The organism is Vibrio sp. 10N.222.55.B11, from assembly GCF_041473705.1.
GTDB lineage: Bacteria > Pseudomonadota > Gammaproteobacteria > Enterobacterales > Vibrionaceae > Vibrio > Vibrio crassostreae_C.
The window spans coordinates 57450-79663 of sequence record NZ_JBFRST010000061.1; the positions used below are offsets into that span (position 1 = coordinate 57450).

At 45.1% G+C, this 22214-nt stretch carries 15 protein-coding genes and 4 pseudogenes; 13 read left to right on the forward strand and 6 right to left on the reverse strand.

Annotation, left to right across the window (positions count from 1 at the left end; genetic code table 11):
* Positions 1-34: 34 nt before the first annotated feature.
* The 5 genes and pseudogenes from AB4503_RS20605 to AB4503_RS20625 form a co-directional block, all read right to left on the reverse strand.
* A complete protein-coding gene (locus AB4503_RS20605) occupies positions 35-700 on the reverse strand; it encodes a DUF2057 family protein (protein ID WP_017060014.1) in 666 nt (221 codons plus the stop codon).
* Between the two features lie 106 nt (positions 701-806).
* A complete protein-coding gene (locus tag AB4503_RS20610) occupies positions 807-1232 on the reverse strand; it encodes a hypothetical protein (RefSeq protein ID WP_017060013.1) in 426 nt (141 codons plus the stop codon).
* Positions 1233-1245: 13 nt separating this feature from the next.
* Positions 1246-3633: pseudogene (locus tag AB4503_RS20615) on the reverse strand (ATP-binding protein).
* A pseudogene (locus AB4503_RS20620) lies at positions 3626-4720 on the reverse strand (cytochrome-c peroxidase). The pseudogenes AB4503_RS20615 and AB4503_RS20620 overlap by 8 nt, the downstream one beginning before the upstream one ends.
* A gap of 361 nt (positions 4721-5081) precedes the next feature.
* Positions 5082-6644 (reverse strand): arylsulfatase, encoded by a 1563-nt coding sequence (locus tag AB4503_RS20625; protein WP_017066472.1) that lies wholly within the window; start codon positions 6642-6644, stop codon positions 5082-5084.
* Positions 6645-6989: 345 nt separating this feature from the next.
* Between AB4503_RS20625 and AB4503_RS20630 the strand changes: the two genes are divergently transcribed.
* The 13 genes and pseudogenes from AB4503_RS20630 (at position 6990) to AB4503_RS20690 (ending at position 21557) form a co-directional block, all read left to right on the forward strand.
* Positions 6990-8537, forward strand: a complete 1548-nt coding sequence (locus tag AB4503_RS20630; protein WP_372115670.1) for an arylsulfatase — start codon at positions 6990-6992, stop codon at positions 8535-8537.
* Between the two features lie 192 nt (positions 8538-8729).
* A complete protein-coding gene (locus AB4503_RS20635; RefSeq protein ID WP_065584632.1) occupies positions 8730-11138 on the forward strand; it encodes a tetratricopeptide repeat protein in 2409 nt (802 codons plus the stop codon).
* Positions 11139-11268: 130 nt separating this feature from the next.
* Entirely contained in the window at positions 11269-12252 is a 984-nt protein-coding gene (locus AB4503_RS20640) for an AAA family ATPase (protein ID WP_372115671.1), read from the forward strand.
* 12 nt (positions 12253-12264) lie between these two features.
* Positions 12265-13227 (forward strand): DUF58 domain-containing protein, encoded by a 963-nt coding sequence (locus tag AB4503_RS20645; RefSeq protein ID WP_372115672.1) that lies wholly within the window; start codon positions 12265-12267, stop codon positions 13225-13227.
* Complete coding sequence (locus AB4503_RS20650) at positions 13228-13770, forward strand: DUF4381 domain-containing protein (protein ID WP_017066901.1); 543 nt, start codon at positions 13228-13230, stop codon at positions 13768-13770. It abuts the gene before it with no gap.
* The gene (locus tag AB4503_RS20655) at positions 13763-14842 is read left to right on the forward strand and encodes a VWA domain-containing protein (protein WP_372115673.1); all 1080 of its coding nucleotides are present in this window, start codon (positions 13763-13765) and stop codon (positions 14840-14842) included. The genes AB4503_RS20650 and AB4503_RS20655 overlap by 8 nt, the downstream gene beginning before the upstream one ends.
* The gene (locus AB4503_RS20660; RefSeq protein ID WP_372115674.1) at positions 14835-16559 is read left to right on the forward strand and encodes a VWA domain-containing protein; all 1725 of its coding nucleotides are present in this window, start codon (positions 14835-14837) and stop codon (positions 16557-16559) included. Before AB4503_RS20655 ends, AB4503_RS20660 begins: the two co-directional genes overlap by 8 nt.
* The gene (locus AB4503_RS20665) at positions 16556-17950 is read left to right on the forward strand and encodes a BatD family protein (protein ID WP_372115675.1); all 1395 of its coding nucleotides are present in this window, start codon (positions 16556-16558) and stop codon (positions 17948-17950) included. The genes AB4503_RS20660 and AB4503_RS20665 overlap by 4 nt, the downstream gene beginning before the upstream one ends.
* 78 nt (positions 17951-18028) lie before the next feature.
* Positions 18029-18934 carry a LysR family transcriptional regulator gene (locus AB4503_RS20670; protein WP_017059228.1) on the forward strand — a complete coding sequence of 302 codons (906 nt, stop codon included), beginning with the start codon at positions 18029-18031 and terminating at the stop codon, positions 18932-18934.
* 19 nt (positions 18935-18953) lie between these two features.
* Positions 18954-19694: a lipid kinase YegS gene (yegS, locus tag AB4503_RS20675; RefSeq protein ID WP_372115676.1), complete on the forward strand. Its 741-nt coding sequence runs from the start codon at positions 18954-18956 to the stop codon at positions 19692-19694.
* Positions 19637-20011 (forward strand): annotated as a pseudogene (locus tag AB4503_RS20680) (transposase). Before yegS ends, AB4503_RS20680 begins: the two are co-directional and overlap by 58 nt.
* A complete protein-coding gene (locus AB4503_RS20685; protein WP_372115678.1) occupies positions 19980-20114 on the forward strand; it encodes a hypothetical protein in 135 nt (44 codons plus the stop codon). The pseudogene AB4503_RS20680 and the gene AB4503_RS20685 overlap by 32 nt, the downstream one beginning before the upstream one ends.
* Before the next feature lie 174 nt (positions 20115-20288).
* Positions 20289-21557 (forward strand): annotated as a pseudogene (locus AB4503_RS20690) (IS4 family transposase).
* A gap of 480 nt (positions 21558-22037) precedes the next feature.
* On the opposite strand, the gene AB4503_RS20695 reads toward AB4503_RS20690, so the two are convergent.
* Positions 22038-22214, reverse strand: a 177-nt coding sequence (locus AB4503_RS20695; protein WP_346762959.1) for a transposase, incomplete at its 5' end; no start/stop codon positions are given.

A 22214-nucleotide genomic window follows, 5' to 3' on the forward strand; every position in this document is an offset into this window, starting at 1 on the left:
CAGCTTCTTTCATTTTTAAATTAAGCTCATTGAGCTACTTGTTCACGTAGTCTTTGAATTTCTGCTTGGTTTCAGCATCCGCTTTTTCGTACCAGAAATAGAGCATCTCTTCAGCTGTATTTGCTGCATTTCCGTCAATCTTTGCTGGAAGCGTTACCGGTTGTGCGACAGCAGCTGCTACGCCCGCGCTAGCACCTACTGTAAGTGCAGCGATGCCGCCTTTCTGGTTGTACTCCTTCGCTTCTTGTGGGTACTTACGACCAATCTGCATGCCATCTTTGATAAGTTTGTCTTGCTTAACACTGATTGCATTTTGGTTTTTATCAACCAGTTTCCAATCTAAGTTTTGAAGGCCTTTTTTCGCTTCGTTGGTGTTACGGAACTTAGGCATGTCAAACGTCAATGCTGTGTCTGTCGCATCAAAAGTAGCAATAATGGTATCGCTATCGACAAACTCTCGGTCGTTACCTTGGCTGAAAGCCAGTTGATATTTGAAAACGATTTGGTTTACGCCATCTGGAACGGTGATCGTTTTGCTCGAAGAGAAGAAACCACCGTCAAGATCGGGTTTAGCTTCATTTACAGCTAAGACTTCGACTAAAGCATCTGCGCTAGAAGGAACTTCAATTGTTACATCAGCTAACACTTGTGGTGCTGCGATAATTGTCGAAAGCAGCGCAATGGATTGTAATGTTTTCATAGTCATACAGTTATTTAGGTGAGTAGTTCTACACTCGCATGCATAAAGAAGTATTTCAAGTTGCCTTGTCTCGATTTGGAAAAATTCACCGAAACTTAACCAAAGCCTAGTTTTTGAACGTGTCGATTGTATGGTTTCTGTGCGAGTGAGGGCGTGATCTTGAACTTTCCTCTGTCACGTCATCATCGACGTCCAGTGAGGCTTGAGGAGAAGGTAAAGAGATATAAATAGGAATAATTGCCGCCACCCAAATGGTATAGATGGTAATGACTCGGTTGAAGGCGACAAACCAGGTTTCGCTGCCGCTACCAGATAAGTAGTAACCCAATAAGGTAAGTAAGGTGCAGCCAATAGCCCACATCACGGCTGATAGTGGATCTTTCGTTGTGGCTGCGAGCAAGACTATCGTTATGTAGGGCACGGCCATGGCAATGCCCAAAGGAACATGACAGTCGACCACAAAAATGATGGTGGCACCGAGTGCTAAGAATAAATGTGGGCCAGTGCTAGGTAAATTTACATTCCATATCATATGACACCTTCTTTTACCCCGTTTTTCGTTGCTGATGGAGTTTGTGTATTAATCGTGTTGCTTGATGGCTGTTGACCATCAAGCGATTGATGAGTTGCTGAAGTAATTCAGCCTCGGGCATGATGTGCTTCCCCGTTACCTTCTCAGCTTCGGTTGCGAGCTCGAATACTTCACTCATTTCATACCTTGATGCAATCGCTTTAACCGCCTTTAATGTTCTGGATAGATCATCTTGCTTGGCATCCGAAAATAGCTCTATCAACTCATCGATTTCGTTTTCTAGCTCATCAACGAGAGAAGTTAAGCATTTGAGTTTCTCGTCTGTTTTAAGCTCATCGTTAGTTAAAAATTGGCTACGCGACAGTTCTTCTTCTGTGAGTGGCAGTTTGTTCTTAGGATGACGCGTTAATATGGTTACGTTGCTTTCTGCCTTGTTTGGAAGATTGTGTGCGTTAGCGGAGTTATGGCGGTTGACTTCAAACTGGTGATGAAATTCATTGATGGTGTTTTGTAAGCTGTTTTTCTGCAATGGCTTGGTGAGAACGAAATCTGCACCTGAAACGATAAATTCATCGTGAGCTTCTTTGAATACGTCCGCTGTACAGGCAAAAATAACGGTAGTGAGCTTGAGTTCGTCGCGGATTTTTTGAATCGCTTCGATACCACTCATGTTGGGCATGTGGTTGTCCATTATGATGAGGTCGTATTGATTTGATGCCAGTTTATCGAGTGCTTGCAAGCCGTCGTAGGCGTTCTCAACCGTTAAGTTTATCGACTCACAGAACTTCCTAATCACCATTGCGTTGATCTTGTTATCTTCGACTAACAATACTGAGAAGTCATCGAGAGTCTCATTGGTTTTGGTTGGCGTTTGGTCGATGACTTGTTCTTCAAGCTCATGCATTTCTAACGGCAAAGAGATCTTAAATTGAGTGCCCAAACCAAGCTGGCTGGAAACCTTAATTGTTCCGCCCATCAGTTCGACTAACTGCTGAACAATGGAAAGCCCTAACCCTGTGCCACCAAACTTACGGGTTGTTGAAAGCTCAGCTTGTTCAAAGGCGGTAAATATATCGTCGATTTTGTCTTCTGCAATGCCAATACCTGTGTCAGTCACTAATATATTCACGCTTGGTGGGGTAGTCGGTGCAATCAAGAATTCCACTTCAACCTTTCCTGACTCAGTAAACTTGACTGCGTTGCCTGCTAAGTTAAATAAGATCTGACGTGTACGTGCAGAGTCACCAATCAACTGAATATTGGTAGGAATGTTATCTTTAATGATAAAAGCGAGGCCTTTGTCTTCTGCAAGAGGTGTCAATGTTTTATCAAGGTGTGTCACGACGTCGGTGACAGAGAACGGGCTGTATTCCAACTCCATCTTGCCTTGCTCCACCTTAGAAAAATCAAGAATGTCATTCAATATGGTGACGAGATGCTGACCAGAGTCAATGATGATTTGGGCGTGTTTACGAGTATTCTCGCTGTGTGAATCCTCCTTGATTATCTGAGCGATGCCTAATACGCCATTCATTGGGGTGCGTAACTCGTGGCTCATGGTCGCGAGAAAGAGAGATTTTGCTTCGCTGGCTTTTTCTGCTTTGTCTGCGGCTTCTTGATAGGAGAGTTTGTTTCTTTTGAGTTCGAAGACTCGAAAAATAAACATGGTGAATGAGAACGCTAAAGTCAGCAACGCCAAAACGATAATAAGCTTAACGATGATACTTTTAAGTTGGTCTTGCAGATCGGTAAACTCATGCTCAATATGTTCAATATACTCCATGCTGTGTGCTGAAAGTACTTGAGATAACAGCTAACTTTGTTGTTGGTTGAGTTCGGTAAACGTTTTATAAAGGTTCGCCAGCTCGGAGTTAACACCTGAATGGTTAATTTCGATTCCCCCAACCAACACACTCGCAAGAAGCGCGCTTTTAATGTCGATATTTGCGTTGTTTATCTCAGCATCAGTTGAGTTGCTCTCTGTGAGTTGTAGAGTCAAAGATTGCAAAATAAACTGACGAGCCACACTAAGTCCTACTAGGTTGTCTAGCGTATCTAAGTTCGACATTGAAGCATCGTAAAAGCGATCCAATAATTGCGCTGTCGGTAAGTGTTTAAAGAACGTAGAGTGAATATTCTCGCTTTGATAACTTTCTCTGAGTAGTTGCAACTCTCTTTCTAAAGCCACCAAATCTGCAGACATTTGATAAGGGTTGGAAATACCCGCAAGCGCTGCATTGGTGATATGATCACGCATTTCTAATACTTCATGGCCTAACTGCCGAATAGGCACTCCATATTCGGTGACCTTTTCATGCTCGGAGTAGGTCAGCATAATAAAGCTAATTAAGCCGATGAAAAGCGATACAAACAGTAGAAATATGAGTCTGATCTTATTCATTTTCAAACTCCATTAACATTTGAGGGCGGTTACCGGTGAGGGATTCGAGGAAGACCTTGATATCGTTGATGGTCTGTTTTTCAAACGTTTTACCGAGTTGGCTTTCACCCATGATTTTGATCGCTTCTTCGAGTGTGGTTGTTTGCCCGTCATGAAAATAGGGTGCTGTGATCGCCACGTTTCTTCAGCTCGCAACACGAAATAAATCCTTATCTTGTGGTTTAGCGGTAAACATAAAACGACCTTGGTCTTCACTTCGCTCGGCTCCTGTTTTCGATAACCCAAAGTAACCAAATCGCATCACCATGCCTCCACCAATGTTGGTACCTTGGTGGCAACGAATACAGCCTTCTTCTTGAAAAGTTTCCCAACCTCGTTTGGCGGTTTCAGACAGTGCTGCGTTGTCACCTTGTAAATACAGGTCGAAAGGGGCATTTGGTGTGGTCAAACCCTGCATAAATTCAATAAGAACAGCCTTAATTGAAGCTTCGTCAATGGGCGTTGATTGTTCTTGGAATAAGTCGATGTAAGTTTCCGATTGAGATACATAATCCGTAATGTGTTGCCAGTTTGAATCCATTTCGTCAACGTTGTGCACTGGGCCATCAATTTGATCGCCGAGGTTGTTTACTCGACCATCCCAGAAGAACCGATAGTTAAAGACTGCGTTAAAAACGGTGAGTGAATTTCTCATCCCTGCGCCGTTTACGCCAATCGAAACTGGAATTACCTCTGCGCCGTTGGTTTGCAGGCTATGACAACTTTCACAGCTCACACTGCGGTTAGAAGAAAGGTTCGGGTCTTTAAATAGCACCCAACCAATTTTGGCCAGTTCATGATTTATCTCGGGAGAGTTTGGAATCGGGGATATGGGTTGGCTTGAAGCGACGGTTTTATGTGCGTGCTTTTCTTCGGAATGTGCGGAGTGCCCTGAAGAGTGAGAGTCATCATGATCGCTTTCATGGGCGTGATCTTCTTGGTGTTCGAACGAGGTGTGCATTTTTGAAGAGGCCGCGTCATAAACTAGCATAGCGACTGAAACGACAATGACAGTGATGCTTATTCCTGCTAAATATGGCGTTTTCATAACATTAGTCCATCTAGTTTTGACAATTATGGCAATTCAGAATCCTTCTGATATCACCTTCATTTCACTTTCCAATGATAGGTGTTATTTATAAACCTAGTTGCGCATACTTGATGTTGCAAGACAAGTGGTAGGAAATTAAATCGCTTAGGTAGTTGTCTAGCGGGGATTGATCGGGAGATCTTAGTCAGAATTGAATGAAGCTCTTTCAATTGAATTTAAGCCGAATGGCGTTAAACGAAAAAAGCCGTGGTAACTCAAGTGAGTTATCACGGCTTTCGTACTAGATTATGTATTTACTATCAATCTTAGTGCAATACACATCTATACAGTTTGAACAATCTACACCGCCTATCTAAGCTTATTTAGCTTGCGCTGCTGCCGCTTCTAATTGCTTAAGTTTACCTTGAAGCATGTATGCATTCTGGTTGAAGTTACCAGGGTTCAGTACTTGGCTATTCTGCATAGGGTAATCTGGTAGCGTCGTCATAAACTCTTGAACCTGATTTCCTACTGGAACGAATAACCACATGTTGTCTGCCATCCAGCGTAGGTACATACCAGACTCGTGCGGTGCTTTCTCGAATGGGTCAGCACGTAGGTGAACAACTTGAGGCCAGTTTGGTTGGAAACGAACTGCATCCACAATGTTACCATCCATCACAGCAAACGAAATCTTGAAGTCATTCCAACGTACTGCGTTTAGCTCTGCGTTAGCAGAGAAGTAAAGCATGCTGTCACGAGGGCCTTTCTCTTCTTTACCTTGGAAGTAAGGCAGGAAGTTGTAACCATCTAGGTGTACGCGCCAGTTTTTACCGTTGTAAGTTGCACCTTTGTCAGATGCTAGCTTCTCAACCACTTTATCATCACCAGCGGCTGCTAGTAGAGTAGGAATCCAGTCTTGGTGGCCCATGATATCGTTGATTTTAGTTCCAGGTTTGATAGTCCCAGGCCAGCGAACTAGCTGAGGCACACGCATACCACCTTCGTAAGTTGTACCTTTTTCACCGTGGAAGTAAGTAGCACCGCCATCAGGCCAAGAAACTGTCTCTGCACCGTTATCGGTCGAGTAGATGACGATAGTGTTGTCTGCGATCTTAAGCTCATCAAGCTTGTCTAGAAGGATACCCACTTGGTCATCGTGCTCTAACATACCATCAGCATAAATACTGATACCTGACTTACCTTGGTATTTCTCTTGTAGGCGAGTCCACACGTGCATACGAGTGGTGTTGTGCCAGATGAAGAATGGTTTGTCAGCTTTTACCGCTTTTTCCATGAATGCTAGAGATTCTTCTAGGAACTCTTCATCCGCATGCTCCATACGCTTACGCGTCATTGGGCCAGTATCTTCAATCTTACCGTCAGCAGTAGACTTGATTACACCACGAGGGCCGTAGTTCTTACGGAACTCTGGGTCTTTAGGGTAGTAATATGTTTCAGGCTCTTCTTCTGCATTTAAGTGGTATAGGTTACCGAAGAACTGGTCAAAGCCGTGGTTCGTTGGAAGGTGTTTGTCTTGGTCACCCATATGATTCTTACCAAACTGAGCGGTCATGTAGCCCTGTTCTTTTAGAAGGTCTGCAATCGTTGGAGCCCAATCAGGGATACCGTGGTCCGAACCTGGCATACCGATAGTCAATAGACCAGTACGGAAAGGTTCTTGACCGGTTAGGAATGCAGCACGACCAGCAGTACACGATTGTTGACCGTAGTGGTCAGTAAATAGTGCGCCTTCATTCGCAATACGGTCAATGTTTGGCGTTTCGTAACCCATCATACCGTTGTTGTATGCACTGATGTTGAATACACCAATGTCATCACCCCAGATAGCAAGAATATTCGGTTTTTCCGCGGCGGTTACTGCAGTGGAAGCTGCGAGTAAGCCAAGGCCTAATGCAAGTTTATTGATTTGGGTAGCCATAAGGACTCCAATTGTTATTTGAGATTAATGCGTTACAGGCCACGCATCGTTGACGAAACATTAATCTCGATTAGGCTCTTTGTCCTTTTATAGTCTTTATAACCAAATGTTATGGAGGTGGTTTAAGGTATTGTTAATTAATGGTTTATTTTGTTTTATGGTTTCTGAATTAATAAGTTGAGTGTGAGGGAAGTCAAATAATAGATTCGAAAAGTATGGGCATTTCTTTCTTATTTATCTTCAAAAAAATAAAAATATTAATAGCTTAGGTTGTATCGCCAATGATTAAAATTTGAACTATATGTTAAGTGCAGGATGCAAATAACCAATACAATAGAGGTTTCTATGACAGCGAGATATGGCGTAAAACGTCGATTAGCGATTTTTACCGCTGCTTTAATTGGCATGGTGGGGAGTAGTATCGCAGCAGAAAAGCCGAATATACTTGTAATTTGGGGTGATGATATAGGTCAATCCAATGTGAGTGCATACACCTTCGGTCTCATGGGTTACAAAACCCCGAATATTGATAGCATCGCGAAAGAAGGGATGATGTTTACGGACTATTACGCAGAGCAATCTTGTACTGCGGGTCGCTCTACCTTTATCACGGGACAAAGTGTATTACGAACGGGTTTGAGTAAAGTAGGTTTGCCGGGCGCAGACATTGGCTTACAAGCAGAAGACGCGACAATCGCAGAAATGCTGAAACCTATGGGTTACATGACAGGTCAATTTGGTAAAAACCACCTTGGCGATAAAGATGAATTCCTTCCAACAGCACACGGGTTTGACGAATTTTTTGGCAACCTTTACCACCTAAATGCTGAAGAAGAACCAGAGAATGAAGATTACCCAACCGATCCTGAGTTTCGTAAGAAATTTGGCCCTCGTGGTGTCATTAAGTCATTCGCTGATGGCAAGATTGAAGATACCGGTCCACTGACGCGTAAGCGTATGGAAACGGTTGATGAAGAAACACTAGACGCGGCACTTGATTTCATGGATCGCGCAGTGAAAGCGGACAAGCCATTCTTCGTTTGGTGGAACGCAACACGTATGCACTTTAGAACGCACGTGAAAGCCGATAGTAAAGGTGTGACCGGTGTCGGTAATTACGCTGATGGTATGGTTGAGCACGATCGACACGTTGGGCAACTATTGAAGCAAGTGGATGAATTGGGAATCAAAGACAACACGATTGTTTTCTACTCAACGGATAACGGCCCTCACATGAACTCTTGGCCTGATGCGGGTACAACCCCGTTCCGTGGTGAGAAAAACACCAACTGGGAAGGCGCATACCGTGTACCAGCAATGGTTCGTTGGCCTGGTAAGATTGAACCAGGAACCGTATCTAACGAAATCATGCACCATATGGACTGGATGCCAACCTTCGTTGCCGCCGCTGGTGATGACCAAATCAAAGAGAAGCTACTCAAAGGTCATACTGCCGGTGATAAAACGTTTAAGGTTCACTTAGATGGTTACAACTTCCTTCCTTACCTAACGGGTGAAGAAGAGAAAGGCCGTCGTTCGGAGATCTTCTACTTTACCGATGATGGTGATTTAGCGGCGCTTCGTTACAACCAATGGAAAGCGGTGTTCATGGAGCAGCGTGCAACGGGTACCATGCAAATTTGGGCTGAACCGTTCGTGACGTTACGTCTTCCTAAGCTGTTTAACCTGCGTATGGACCCATACGAAAACGCAGACATTACATCGAACACATATTACGACTGGTTGTTAGACCATGCTTATATGTTCGTTCCAGCACAAGCGTATGTGGGCAAGTTCCTAGAAACCTTTGCTGAATATCCGCCACGTCAAAAAGCTGCGAGCTTTAGCTTGGATCAGGTAATGGAAAAACTGCAGGAATCTCATAACAAGTAAGTGATTGTTTGAGTGAAACTGAACAGATTGAAGAGCTCTTAGGAGCTCTTTTTTTATGCGCATATCGATGAGTAAATCCCGGTCGTGAATACGAATCACAACAATCGAGCTCATTGCCACTAAATAATTGTAAATTCGTTGTTTTTACGTCTACCTTATTAAGCATAAGGATGTATAAAAACAAGGAATGTTATGTCTGCATGGTTGTGCTCACTGGTAAACGGATTGAAACACCAGCGAGTCGCAGTATTATCCGCAATCTTGTCTTCACTGATGTTGTCGCTGTTCAGTCTGAACGCCTATGCCAACGAGCAAGATCCTAATATCAACTCTGATATTTCAAAGGCCAACTCTGTAGCGTCACCCGTTAGCTCTGACGCTTTACCTATCGGTTCTAAAGCCAGCTATGTCGGTTCGGAAGCATGTGTTGATTGTCATAGTGAAGAAGTCGCAGCGTGGGAGGGCTCTCATCATGATATGGCGATGAAGCACGCTACAGACGAATCTGTATTAGGCGATTTCAACGATCAAACATTCACTCATGACGGTAAACCCAACCGATTTTTCCGCAAGGGCGAAGAGTTCTGGGTCAATATTGAAGGGCAAGACGGCCACTTTAAAGATTACAAAATCAGCTATACCTTTGCCTTTGAACCACTACAACAATACATGGTTGAATTTGAAGACGGCCGTGTACAGTTGATTCCTTTCGCTTGGGATTCTCGCACTGAGGGCGAAGGCGGTCAACGCTGGTTTCACCTCTATCCTGATACCACCAACACCGATGAATTCTACTGGACCAATAGCGGTCAAAACTGGAACTTCATGTGTGCTGATTGCCATTCAACGAACCTAGAGAAAAACTACGACAGCGCGAGTAATACCTACAACACTACTTGGTCTGAGATTAATGTCGGTTGTGAAGCGTGTCATGGCCCTGCGAGTGAGCACGTTGAAAAGGCTCAGCTAGCAAAAGCTAACGGTGGAAAGGATGCTCCAGTCTCGGCGCATTATGGTTTTGACCGCGACTTGTCGAAGTCGGTCAAAGAGTGGATCTATCAAGAGGGTAATTCAACCCTGCAACCAAAAGACATCATCCATACCAATCAAGTTCAAACCTGTGCTCAATGCCACAGCCGTCGTACTCAGTTAAATGAAACGGGTGATCACGTTAACGGGTCTTTCTTTGATAAGTATCGCTTGAGCTTGATTACCCCAGAGCTTTACCACAACGATGGTCAAATCTACGATGAAGATTACGTTTACGGATCTTTCCTTCAATCCGTGATGGCTGAAAAAGGCGTCACATGTACTAACTGCCACGATCCTCATACCGCTGAACTAAAAATTGCGGAAGAAGCCGTGTGTAGCCAATGTCATATTGCATCAGAATACACGCCTGAAAAGCACACATTCCACGAAGCGAATACTGAAGCTTCACAATGCACGACTTGTCACATGCCAGAGACGACTTACATGGAGGTCGACCCAAGGCGTGACCACAGTTGGCATATCCCACGTCCTGATATTAGCCAACACATTAAAACGCCGAACGTGTGCACTAGCTGTCATGCAGATCAAACCGACCAGTGGGCAGATAAGCAAATCGGTGAGTGGTTCCCAGATTCTAAGTATCGTAATCAGCAGCACTTTGCCGTTGCCTTTTATGCTGACTCGATAGGGCACAGAGGTGCAGAGGATGCGTTGGCATACTCGGCTCAGGACTCTAGCTTAAGCAATATCATTCGTGCATCGAGCTTAGAACGTTTGGGCGGTAATACGGGTAAGAATACGCTTATTTCGCTGGCAAGAGCGGTGAAACATGATGATGAAATGATCCGTTTGGGTGTGGTACAAGGCTCGTCTGGTTTCCCATTCACTGACCGTTGGCAAATTCTAGAGCCGCTACTGAAAGACCCTGTATTGTCGATTCGTTCAGAAACCGCAGGCGCATTAGTGCGTTATTGGGGAGAAATGAACCCTCTGCAGAAAGACCAAATCAAGCCTGCATTAGAAGAGTACATTGAAATACAGCAATTTAATGCCGACAGAGGATTTGGACGTACTAACCTAGGCAACGTTTACCGAGATTTAGGCCAGCACGACAAAGCGATTGAGTTTTATCTAGGCGCTATCGAGATTGAGCCTTATTTCGAAAACAGCTACGCCAATTTAGCGGATTTGTATCGAGCGCAAGGTAACGAGGCAAAAGCGTTGTCGACCTTGAAGCAAGGTATTGAAGCTCAGCCTAAATCGAGTGTTTTGCCATACAGCACAGGATTGTCTCTGCTTCGTGTGAAAGATTACGAACAAGCAACGGACTACCTTAAACAAGCCGCTGAAACTGCGCAAACCGACCCTCAATATTGGTATGTGTACGGATTGGCTTTGGAAAAATCGGATGTGCTTGCGGCAAGTCAATCACTGCATAAGGCTTACCAATTTAGCCGCAACCCACAGCACCTGTATGCCCAGTGTGAAGTGTTGGCGCGAAACAGTCATATACCGGGCGTACCAAAGGCGTTTGAGCAATGTATTTCATCATTGAGCAAAGTGGCACCGCCGGAAGCCATTAACCAATTGAAAGCTAGGTTTAAATAAAGCGATGAGGTGAGCTTGGCTATCGAGCTTGCTGCTTATTCCGCTTGTAACCAATTATCGCGTTTATAACTAATAGTTATGGGGCTTGTGAGTAGGATGTACGCAGCCAGATTGAATTAAGGGAAGACCTATGAACCATGCGCAACAAGCAATAAACCAACTGATTGAACAAACAGAGAAAAGTGTTATCGGTCAGAGCCACGTCGTTCGGGCTCTGGTGATAGGGTTATTGACTAATGGCCATGTGCTTTTAGAGGGACTTCCCGGTACAGCGAAAACTCGTTCAGTGAAATCGCTGGCGAACCTACTGAACACCAGTTTTGGTCGAATTCAGTTTACGCCTGACCTGCTGCCATCAGATGTAACCGGTACAGAAGTGTATCAAGAGCTTGATGGGAAGCCTCAGTTGCACTTTCAACCGGGTCCTATTTTCAACAGTATTGTTTTAGCCGATGAAGTGAACCGTGCTCCTGCAAAGGTGCAAGCGGCTCTGCTTGAAGCCATGGCGGAAGGAACGATTACGGTGGGTGGTCAAACTCACATCCTGCCAGATTTGTTCATGGTGCTAGCCACACAAAACCCAGTTGAGCAAGAAGGTACGTATCCACTGCCTGAAGCACAAATGGACCGTTTCATTATGAAAGTGACAGTCGACTATCCAGAAGATGAAGCTGAACGCGACATCATTCGACTTGTGCGCAGTGAGGAACTCGGTAGCGAGACCAGTTCAGAATTAGTCACGCCACAACATATTGAACCTGAGTTGGTACTTGAAGCTCGGCGCCAACTTCCAGACATTGCCGTTTCTGATTTAGTTGAAAACTACATTGTGGCCTTGGTGATGGCAACTCGTAAGCCAGAGCGTTACCCAGAATCAAACTTGTCTAAATGGATTGAGATTGGTTCAAGTCCGCGTGCTTCCATCGCGTTGGATAAATGTGCTCGCGCTTATGCATGGTCGCAAGGACGTGACCATGTCACGTTGGACGATGTGCGTGCCATGTTACCAACCGTATTAGGTCACCGATTCTCGTTGTCTTACGACGCATTGGCCGATGGTGTTGACCATCAAAGAGTGGTTGAAGAACTGCTCGATAATGTTGAGATTGGATAACTAGGGGGCGTCATGGCGAAGCCAACACAAGCTCCCAAATCGCAAGGCCTTGATCCACGACTGTATTGTGATTATTCAAGGTTAGTGCGAATTCAGGCTCAAGCTGAGTCGTTTTCACTGTTACCTCATTTAAAAGCGGGCAGCGTACTTTCGGGCAGACATAACTCTTTGTTCCGTGGTCGTGGTTTGAACTTCGAAGAATTACGTCATTACCAATTGGGTGATGATATCCGTAATCTCGATTGGAAAGTTACGATGCGAACGGGTAAGCCTCATGTTCGTAGCTATACCGAAGAGAAAGACCGTAATGTGATGATCTGTGTCGATCAGCGCAGTTCGATGTTCTTTGCGTCTCAAAACACCATGAAATCTGTTGTGGCTGCCGAAGTGGCGGCATTGTGTGGATGGCGAGTGCTGAAAGATGGTGATCGTGTCGGCTTCGTTTTGGCCTCGCACCAAAAACTGTTTCATACCAAAGCTCAACGTTCTCAATCTGATTTGTTGGCTCAGCTAAAACATCTTACCAAAGCCAATCAAAGCTTAGGCGTCAATGTAAGTGATGGCGATAATGTTGGTTTTAGCCAGTGGATTGAACTGATCAAACGAATGAGACTCAAGCAATCAACCTTGATATTCATTAGTGACTGGCGAGACTGCCGAGAACAACATCTCGATCGACTAAAGCAGTTACAGCAACACAACGATATCTTGGCCATTATGGTCACCGATTCATTAGAACAGTCATTGCCTCAAGATCTTGCAAGCGCAAACTGGGTAGTGGGTGATGGTCGCTTTCAACTTAATCTGGATAGCCAATCTAAGGTTAACCTCGCAAGTAAAAGCCTTGCCCAAAAAGCGGCACTTCAGAAACTGTCCCTTGCTAAATTGATGGCGATGAAAAACCTCCCTTATATAGAATTAGACACGTCGGGCAATCACATATCACAGCTGCAGAAACTAGTGGGAGGGCGCTAAATGGCTGTTGAACATACGCCTCCAAGTACTTATATCCTTCGCGACCTACATGATGTCGCCATTCCTGACAGTGTGAGCTGGGCTCCTCAAACGATCGGCTGGAAGATCCTTGGCGTTATTCTGTTATTGGTCGCTATCTATCTGGCTTATCGCTTGGCGTTAAGGTGGTGGAATAACCGTTATCGCAAAGAAGCGCTTCAAGAACTCATGGTACTGGATGCAAGAGACAAGAACTCAACCGAACGAACCTTTAAAGTCCTCAAAGTGGTGCTTCGTTACCTAGACAGCAGTAATGCCAAGTTGTTTGGCCAAGCTTATGTGAACCGTTTGAACGCTTATCTGCCTGTTAGCGCCAACACGAGTGAAAACAGCAATGCGTTCTTTGCCGATGAAGTTTCGGAATTATGGATGCAAAGCCTAATTGACCCTAATGTGCGTTTGAGCTTTGAACAGCGTTTAGAGGTAATTCAAACCGCGATGATGTGGCTAAAACTTCACAAGCCGAATGTACAGGTAACGGTTGAGGGGCAAGACAATGTTTGATGTTTTATCTGCCAGTTTTGAATTTGCGCATCCGCTGTGGTTTTTTGCGCTGCCTTTACCGTTGTTGGTCTACTTTGCGGTGCCAGCTTATCGAACTAAGCAAATGGCGATTAAGGTGCCATTTTTTCGAGAATTGGTAGAAGCGATTGGGGAAGCACCGTCAGAAGGTGCAAGCCAGTTAACTCCAAGCTGGTGGCAACGAACCACGCTCATTATTACTTGGGTATTGGTCGTGTGTGCGTTAGCGAAACCAACCATTCTTGGTGAGCCACAGGTTCGCGAACAATTGGGTCGTGATGTGATGGTGGTGGTCGATTTGTCTGGCTCAATGGCGGAGCAAGATTTCACTTCTAAACAAGGCGATAAAATCTCTCGTTTAGATGCGACCAAAGAGGTGCTGGTTGATTTTGCGAAAACCAGAAAAGGTGACCGACTCGGTTTGATCTTGTTTGGTGATGCAGCGTTTGTACAAACGCCATTTACCGCGGACCAAGATGTATGGCTTGAACTGCTTAATCAAACCGATGTCGCGATGGCAGGGCAAAGTACGCACTTGGGCGATGCAATTGGCTTGGCGATCAAGGTGTTTGAACAAAGTGAAAAGCAAAGTGCTGCCGTTCAAGATTCAAACGTCGACACCAACGAAAAAGAGAAAGTCGTGATCGTATTAACAGACGGTAATGATACAGGAAGTTTTGTTGAGCCTATCGATGCCGCAAAAGTCGCCAAGGCTAAAGGCGTTCGAATTCACGTTATTGCGATGGGCGCTCCGCAAACCGTTGGAGAGGTTGCTCTGGATATGGAAACCATCAAGCGTGTCGCTCAAGAGTCAGGTGGCGAAGCCTTTGAAGCACTTAACCGCGACGAACTGACCAAAGCCTATGCTCAGATTGGTGAGCTTGAACCTCAGTTATATGACAGTACCACTTATCGCCCTAAACAGGGGCTGCACCACTATTTGATGGCGATTGTTGTAGTGATGTATTTGACCGCATTCAGCTTAGCAACGATACGCCGAAGATCGCTGCTCGCTTCTTCTGTTAAGAATTTGAAAGGAGAGAGTGATGCCTGATTCTCTCACGATACAACAGTTTTTTACCCAGTTTCATTTTATCCGACCATTGTGGTTGTTGGCCTTTATTCCAATGTTTTTCCTGTTATGGGTTCGTTGGAGAGAAGAGACCAAACCAACGTGGAAAGACATTATACCTGCACATTTACGTGATGCATTGACGATTGGCGAAACAGGCTGGCGCAAGCAACTGCCGTTGAAGCTATTGGTGGTAATTGTGACTATCGCCATCATTATCTGTTCTGGCCCAACATGGCAACGTGAAGCATCGCCTTTTGGTGAAGACAAAGCGTCGATGTTGGTTGTGCTTGATAATAGTGAATCTATGCTTGGCAAAGATTTGCCTCCAAGTCGCTTGGAACGATCTAAGCAGAAAATTAGAGACTTATTGGCAGCTCGCAAAGGCGGTAATACGGGCTTAGTGGTTTATGCAGGCAGCGCACACGTGGCGATGCCCGTCACGCAAGACAGCAAGGTGTTTGAACCGTTTCTAGCGGCTATCACACCCGATATCATGCCTGTTTCAGGTAAGTCAGCAGAGGAAGCACTGCCACTGATTAATCAGCAACTGTCTGGTGAGTTAGGCTCTTCTGTACTGTTGGTATCAGATGGTGTAGACCCAAGCACCATTAGGGCGTACGAGAGTTTCTTTAACGACAATCCGTATCAGTTGCTCATTCTCGCCGCAGGAAACAGTAATGTGGTGAGCGATAACCCTGTCGACCTAGATTCACTGCGTAACTTAGCGAGTAAGACGGGTGGACGAGTGATTGAAGTGACCGTTGATGATTCGGATATCCAACAACTGAACAGAGCGGTTGAAAGAAACATGCAGCTCAACGGCGAATCTTCAATGCCTTGGAAAGACATGGGCTATGGACTGCTTATTCCAATGGCTTTCATTATGTTGCTATGGTTCAGAAAAGGGTGGTTGGTGCAGTGGTGTGTCGTTGGTTTGATGATCACAAGCAGCATGTATTCACCAGACACTTTGGCGAAAACAGTCAACTTAACCGCTGAGAAACCAGTTGCGGTGGAGTCAGTTACTACTTGGGACAAAACAGCTCAATGGTGGTGGGACTTATGGTTAACGCCCGATCAGCAAGGTCAACGCCTGCTGAATCAGAAAGAATATCTTCAAGCTGCCAAACATTTTACTGACCCAATGCGAAAGGGCGCGGCTTATTACTATGCTCGTGATTTTAAGCTCGCTCACAGTGCGTTTTTGCAAACCAAAACTGACCTTGGTTTGTACAATGCAGCGAGTGCGTTAGCTAGGCAGCGTGAATACCTTGCCGCACGAGACCTCTTGAAATCATTAAGTGAGAAAGAGGATCTGTCACCAGAACTAAGAACGGATGTGGAGAACAATCTTGCTGTGCTTAGTGGAATTGTCGAAGAGGTAAACCGAACCAGTGAAAGCCAGTCTGGAACCACAGATGGCCCTGAAGAATCTTTAGAACTCGAAGACGATCAGCCGCGAACGGGTGATGGCGCTGAAGAAGAAACGGTAGCGGAATTGATGCTTAAGGAAACACTTAACGCCAATGAAATCTTGGGCAGCCAAGAGCTTGCCGACAAGTGGTTAAAGCGAGTAGAAGCCGATCCTAAGTTCTTCTTGAAATCCAAATTCCAAATTCAGTTAAGAGATCCTGCGCCTTCTATCGAACAGACACCAAAACAGGAACAGGCATCAAAACAGGAGCAAACGCAATGAGTCGATATGATTTAGCTCTTGAATCGATTCAAGTAAAGGTAGGGCGCTCAGAGTCCTTTAAACTAACCAAGACCTTGCTTGTGTCGATGGTTCTATTGATTAGCACTGTTTTCCCTACTTTTGTTTCTGCTGCAGATATCTTCGATCTCCAAAAAAGTGGTGACGTTGAGCTTATCGCTTGGGTAGGGGAAAAGCCAAAGTCAGGCGATAAGATAACGCCGGGCAAAGTCAGCGTAAATGAGCAGGTCATTCTGAACATTGAGGTGGCGACACCGCGCTGGTTAACGGGCGGCACTCGAATCGGCAGTATCGAAATCCCTAACGTTATCGCTAAGCAGCGTAACCAACTCGCGACGAACTACACAGAAAGAGTCGGTGGTACTACATGGTCACGTCAGCGTTGGGAAGTGACGCTTTATCCGATGACTTCCGGTGAGTTTGTTATTCCAACCGTACCGGTTCGTATCCAAGTTTCTGCTCCTGATGGTTCAAACGTGGGCGGTACGCTTTACACGCAGCCGATTAAGTTTGAAGCTTCGTTGCCTTCAGGTTTACTCGATAATGAAACGCCTTGGTTTTCTGCGACAGAAGTAGATATAGAGCAACAATGGCAACGCTCAAGTGAAGAGCTAAAAGTTGGCGATGCTATTACTCGAACTATCACGATTAAGGCAAAAGACAGCTTTTCTGTGTTGCTGCCAGATGTGCTAACCAATAAGTCCACTAAGCAGTTCCAAGCTTACCCACAGCCCAACCGTTTGGATGACACTCAAGAACGTGGTGATTATCGCTCAAGCCGAGTTGAACAGACTGTATATGTGATTCAGCAGGGTGGTGAGTTTACGCTGCCAGAGTTTTCATTTCAGTGGTGGGACAGCAAAAATCAACGCCTTGAAAACGTGGTGATAAAAGGCGAAGTGTTTGAAGCCAAACACACAGTCCAATCTTTCATCAAAGCCTACATGTCGGTGTTTATTAGTGTTGGTTTGGTGTTGTTAGTCTGCATTGCGTTGATTGTTTCGGTTAAGCGTTACTACGCAAACCGCCCAACACCGAGTTGGCTGGTACTACGTCGTTTAGTTAAGCAAGGTAATTGGGCTGCATTAAGAACCTTTATCTACCGTCAATTGCGAAACCAAACCTCTCAGTTAGAACTGAATAAAGTGCAACTGGATAAAGCGCAACATGGTAAATCAAATGGACAAAAGCGTTGGCTAGAGGATAGCGAAGCCCTTCAACAAGGATGTGAAGATAAAAACGTATTCACTCGTTTATGGAAAGGGTTACGTAACTTGCCCAACGAGAAATCAAGCCAGAGTCAATCTCGTTCAATTGCCGTTCGCTTGAAAATCCCTAAAGCCTTGCCAAACTTAAAAGATAGAACTAAGTAGCAAACTTTAGTTATTCGCATCGAACATAATCGGCAGGTTCTCTACTATGGGGAACCTGCTTCTTTAATATGGAACTGTATGAAAAGTACCGAACTAAATCTAATTCCTATATTTGTTGCTATTTATGAAGAGCAGAACTTATCTAGAGCTGCTAATCGCATGGATATAAGCCAACCAGCAGTGAGTAAAGCACTTGCAAGGTTGAGAGATATCTATGATGAGCCACTGTTTCATCGCACCACATCAGGCGTAGAGCCAACCACATTCGCTATTGATATCTATCCTGCAATGGCCGCTGCACTTAAAAACTTTACTTCTACCTTATCCGCATCAAGAGACTTCGATCCTAAAACCTCAGGCCGCGTGTTTTCCATTGCCTGCGTCTCGGCGGCGAGCTACGAAATGATGCCAAAAGTCATGCGGTTAATCAGCCAAGTCGCACCAGGTATCGCGTTAGAGGTTCATCCTCTGTTTACCGAAGACTATGAGTCTGATTTAAGGCTGCAAAGACACGACGTGATTGTTGATATGACGCCTAAAGGAAGAACCATGCTTAAGCACGAGGTGATTTCTACAGAAGAGCTGGTGGTGGTGTGTAGTAGTGATCATCCTACGGTTGGCGATACCATCGATATGGAACAGTTCTTAGCACTCGAGCATGTGGTGGTCTCTAGGTGGCATGCGCGCAAAAGCTTATTAAGCTCTGAGCACTATAGTGACCTTGAGAAACGTAGAATCGTGTATCGCGCAGCGGGCGTTGTAGAGATGCTTCCTGTTATCGAAGGCTCTGAGTACATCGGAGTAATGCCTATTTCATCAGTGCATTGTTTTGCTGAAAAGTACGCGGTAAAAACACTGCCATTGCCCTTCGAGTTGGAAGACCTCGATATGTGTATGATTTGGCATCCAAGCCGTACTAATGAACCAAGCCATAAGTGGTTACGAGCTAAGATCAAAGCGGCAGCAAAAGAGTTATCAAGTTAGCCTATACAAGGACATAGCCATGGACAGCATTCGCGTGATTTTAAACGGAAAGAAAGCCAATATCCCGGAATTAAGGCAAGCCATCTTTGCGGCGAGGGACAATGATATTGACCTGCAAGTTAGAGTGACTTGGGAATCGTCGGACATGTTTCGTTTGGTAAGCGAGGCAATATGCGATGGTGTTAAGCGTCTGATTGTTGTCGGTGGCGATGGAACGGTGAATGAAGCCGTTAACGCGCTCAACCAGTTCCGTGCCAGTGAAAGACCACAACTGGCGCTTATCCCAATGGGCACTGCGAATGATTTTGCTACCGCAACGGGAATACCTAACGATATTTCGGGTGCTTTTGAACTAGCGCTGGAAGGCAAGGCGTTTGCGGTGGATAGCGCGCGTGCGAATGACCACTATTTTATGAATGTCGCTGCGGCGGGTTTTGGTGCTGAAGTCACAGCTGAAACGCCAGTCGAGCTTAAAGATTTTCTCGGTGGCGGTGCGTATACACTAACAGGTGTGGTGAAAGCACTTGGCTTTAAGCCCTACAGTGGCACGTTGCCCATAGACAAAGGCAGCTTTACCGGCGAGATCCTTGTTGGTGCTTTTTGTAATGGTCGCTTAGCGGGTGGAGGACAAGAGTTAGCACCCAATGCATTGATTGATGATCGCTGTTTACCCAGTCGGGTATCGAGCTATCACGCGCCACCATGGCAAGGTGGGTTATCCAAGTCAGTGAGAAGTTCGCCCCGCTGTATGTGGCCTTGAAGGAGAACCTACTTCAACAAGTGGTGGTTCAGGCGGATGAAACGCCGCTCAATGTGCTCAAAGAAGAGAAGCAGTGTTATATGTGGCTTTTGCTCAGGCGCTGACTCGCCCGAAGCGGCACTGCCGAATGTGAAAAAATCGCCTTGTACGACTATCAAAACAGTCGCGCGAGGGTGTGCCCCGTGGACTTTTTAGGTGACTACAACGGTTATCTACAAACCGATGGCTACACGGCTTATCATGGTCTGCATCACGTCACTAATGTGGGGTGCTTAACGCAAGTTCATGGACGCGAAGAAGCTTCAAGGGGAAGGTAAATTGGGCAAGGCTGATAAAGTGCTGGCTAACCCCCAAAAGCTCTACGGGATAGAATCACGCTTAAAAGGTGCGCCTGCCGAAGAACGCAAAGCAGAGCGTTAAGCGTATGCCAAGCCGATACTGGATGAGCTTTACCAATGGATGACAACCCAGAAGGTGATAGGCTCTCATAGACAGGATCTTAAGAGCTAACTTGTTTATTTAGATAGAAAAAAGGCTTCATTTATGATCAGATAATCGTCGCCAAACAAACTACCTACATCAATAGTGAAGCCGATGACGATTATCTCCTTACAGAAGCAATTTAAGCAATTCTTTAATGCTGACACCCTCCAAAAAATGGCGAAAAGTACAGGCCTGATGAAACGGTGTCGGGCGATATTACCCGAGCAGCTAGTCATTAGCTTAGTGGCCGCGTTAAGCAAAGGAAACTGCACTTCCATTGCGGATTTACTGCGACAATTCAATGGGATGTGCTTGAGCCCTGAAGGTGCCGTGGCATACAAGCCTTACCATAACCAGTTGAGGAAAAATGAGTTTCCTAATTTCATGCGGCAACTTGTTATGCGAGCAATAGCTCAATTTGCTCGCCAGCAGAATGTCGGTCTACCAAATAAGCTCGACACCTTTGATGATGTACTGCTTCAAGATGGCAGCTCTTTCCACATCCATCGTGACCTGGCGGATGTTTATCCGAGTCGATTTAAACGTAACCCTGCAGCGGTTGAATGTCATATGACAATGTCGTTGAAAAGCTTTTCTCCAGTCGCGATGAACATCAGCGCTGATACGGCATCAGAAAGAGATTTTTTACCTGAGCCCAAAACGATGAACAACAAATTGCTGTTAGCTGACGCAGGGTATCCTGATTTCCACTTCTTTCGAGAGCTTGAACAGCATGGCGGATTCTATATTGTCCGAGGTGCTAAGTCTCTGAACCCTATGATTATTGAGGCAAGGAACGGCAAGGGGCGACTGCTGCCTAAGCTAGAAGGGAAGAAGCTGAAAGACATTACTCGAGGTACCAACCGTTCGCAGGTCCTTGACCTAAAAGTCCGTCGAGGTAAACAAGAGTTTAGAGTCGTGCGACGATGGTTTGCTGAAGAAAAACGATTCTGCATTTGGATAACTAACTTACCTTCAGACACCTTTACTGCCGATGACATCATGGCGATCTACCGCTGTCGATGGCAGGTGGAACTGCTTTTTAAAGAGTTAAAGTCTCACACCAACTGGCAACGATTTGTCACCGCACAAAAGGCCATCGTTGATGGGCTCATCTGAGCCAGTTTACTTGCGCTGATCATTAGGCGTAGTATTGCGCTTCAGATAATGCCATCGGTCTCATTGTTTAAAGCGGCAAAAAATGTGGATGTCTGGCTGTTACCAATATTTGAATGTATCAGTCACGGCGCATGGTCAGAAATCAGCAATAAAATCGAGTGGGCTACCAGTTATATATCAAGGAACGCTCAAAAGTCCGCGCAGAGGAAGTCTAAAGAAAACATTACGTTAGACGGAATTTACGCTGAGCTTAGTGCTTAAGGTTCTGTCTATGAACAAGGCAATGGTTAAAAAGATAGGATTCATTGAATGAGAGGTTATCAGTTTATCGTTGAGGTAAATCAGTCATTGTTGAAGCTGCAACCTCAAAAATAGATCCGCTCACACAGCTATTTGAAGGCGTAAAACTCCAAATCCATGAGGTGATTGATTTAACTCTGAGGCTTTTAGAAAAGCTCGGTAATGAGTAAAGGAAACTAATATTTAGGAAATGGAAGCCTAAATAAGATTGATGATGAGCGTTAGAATCACAACTAGAATGGAACCGACATAAGCAATTTCAATAATGTTTGAATCAATCCAGTTGCAGTATGCTTGAATTGCTAAACTCAGTTTGTTTTTCATAATGGCCTTTGGAAAATTAACCGAAATCTACTGTAAATAATAGCTTATTATGAGTGAGCTTTGGTGACGGTTTCAAAGGTTCCTTAGCGCTAACAGTGTGATTGCGGCGCTCACGTATTAACAATATCGTCCCGTGGGTTCATGGGGCGGATACAGTCGATAAGGTTTAAGAGCAGAAAATTGGGCTAAAAAAGAGCCGCTTATTTGTGGTTCATCGCGGCTTTCCAAGAAGTAGTCGGTATCTCGATACCCATACCCCATTCGCTTGATTAGTTTTATCTTGTTGTTTATCCC

Bases quoted from the DNA above. Each gene is read 5' to 3' on its own strand.
- AB4503_RS20605 (WP_017060014.1), bottom strand. From the start codon at position 700: ATGAAAACATTACAATCCATTGCGCTGCTTTCGACAATTATCGCAGCA.
- AB4503_RS20610 (WP_017060013.1), bottom strand. From the start codon at position 1,232: ATGATATGGAATGTAAATTTACCTAGCACTGGCCCACATTTATTCTTA.
- AB4503_RS20625 (WP_017066472.1), bottom strand. From the start codon at position 6,644: ATGGCTACCCAAATCAATAAACTTGCATTAGGCCTTGGCTTACTCGCA.
- AB4503_RS20630 (WP_372115670.1), top strand. From the start codon at position 6,990: ATGACAGCGAGATATGGCGTAAAACGTCGATTAGCGATTTTTACCGCT.
- AB4503_RS20635 (WP_065584632.1), top strand. From the start codon at position 8,730: ATGTCTGCATGGTTGTGCTCACTGGTAAACGGATTGAAACACCAGCGA.
- AB4503_RS20640 (WP_372115671.1), top strand. From the start codon at position 11,269: ATGAACCATGCGCAACAAGCAATAAACCAACTGATTGAACAAACAGAG.
- AB4503_RS20645 (WP_372115672.1), top strand. From the start codon at position 12,265: ATGGCGAAGCCAACACAAGCTCCCAAATCGCAAGGCCTTGATCCACGA.
- AB4503_RS20650 (WP_017066901.1), top strand. From the start codon at position 13,228: ATGGCTGTTGAACATACGCCTCCAAGTACTTATATCCTTCGCGACCTA.
- AB4503_RS20655 (WP_372115673.1), top strand. From the start codon at position 13,763: ATGTTTGATGTTTTATCTGCCAGTTTTGAATTTGCGCATCCGCTGTGG.
- AB4503_RS20660 (WP_372115674.1), top strand. From the start codon at position 14,835: ATGCCTGATTCTCTCACGATACAACAGTTTTTTACCCAGTTTCATTTT.
- AB4503_RS20665 (WP_372115675.1), top strand. From the start codon at position 16,556: ATGAGTCGATATGATTTAGCTCTTGAATCGATTCAAGTAAAGGTAGGG.
- AB4503_RS20670 (WP_017059228.1), top strand. From the start codon at position 18,029: ATGAAAAGTACCGAACTAAATCTAATTCCTATATTTGTTGCTATTTAT.
- yegS (WP_372115676.1), top strand. From the start codon at position 18,954: ATGGACAGCATTCGCGTGATTTTAAACGGAAAGAAAGCCAATATCCCG.
- AB4503_RS20685 (WP_372115678.1), top strand. From the start codon at position 19,980: ATGGACGCGAAGAAGCTTCAAGGGGAAGGTAAATTGGGCAAGGCTGAT.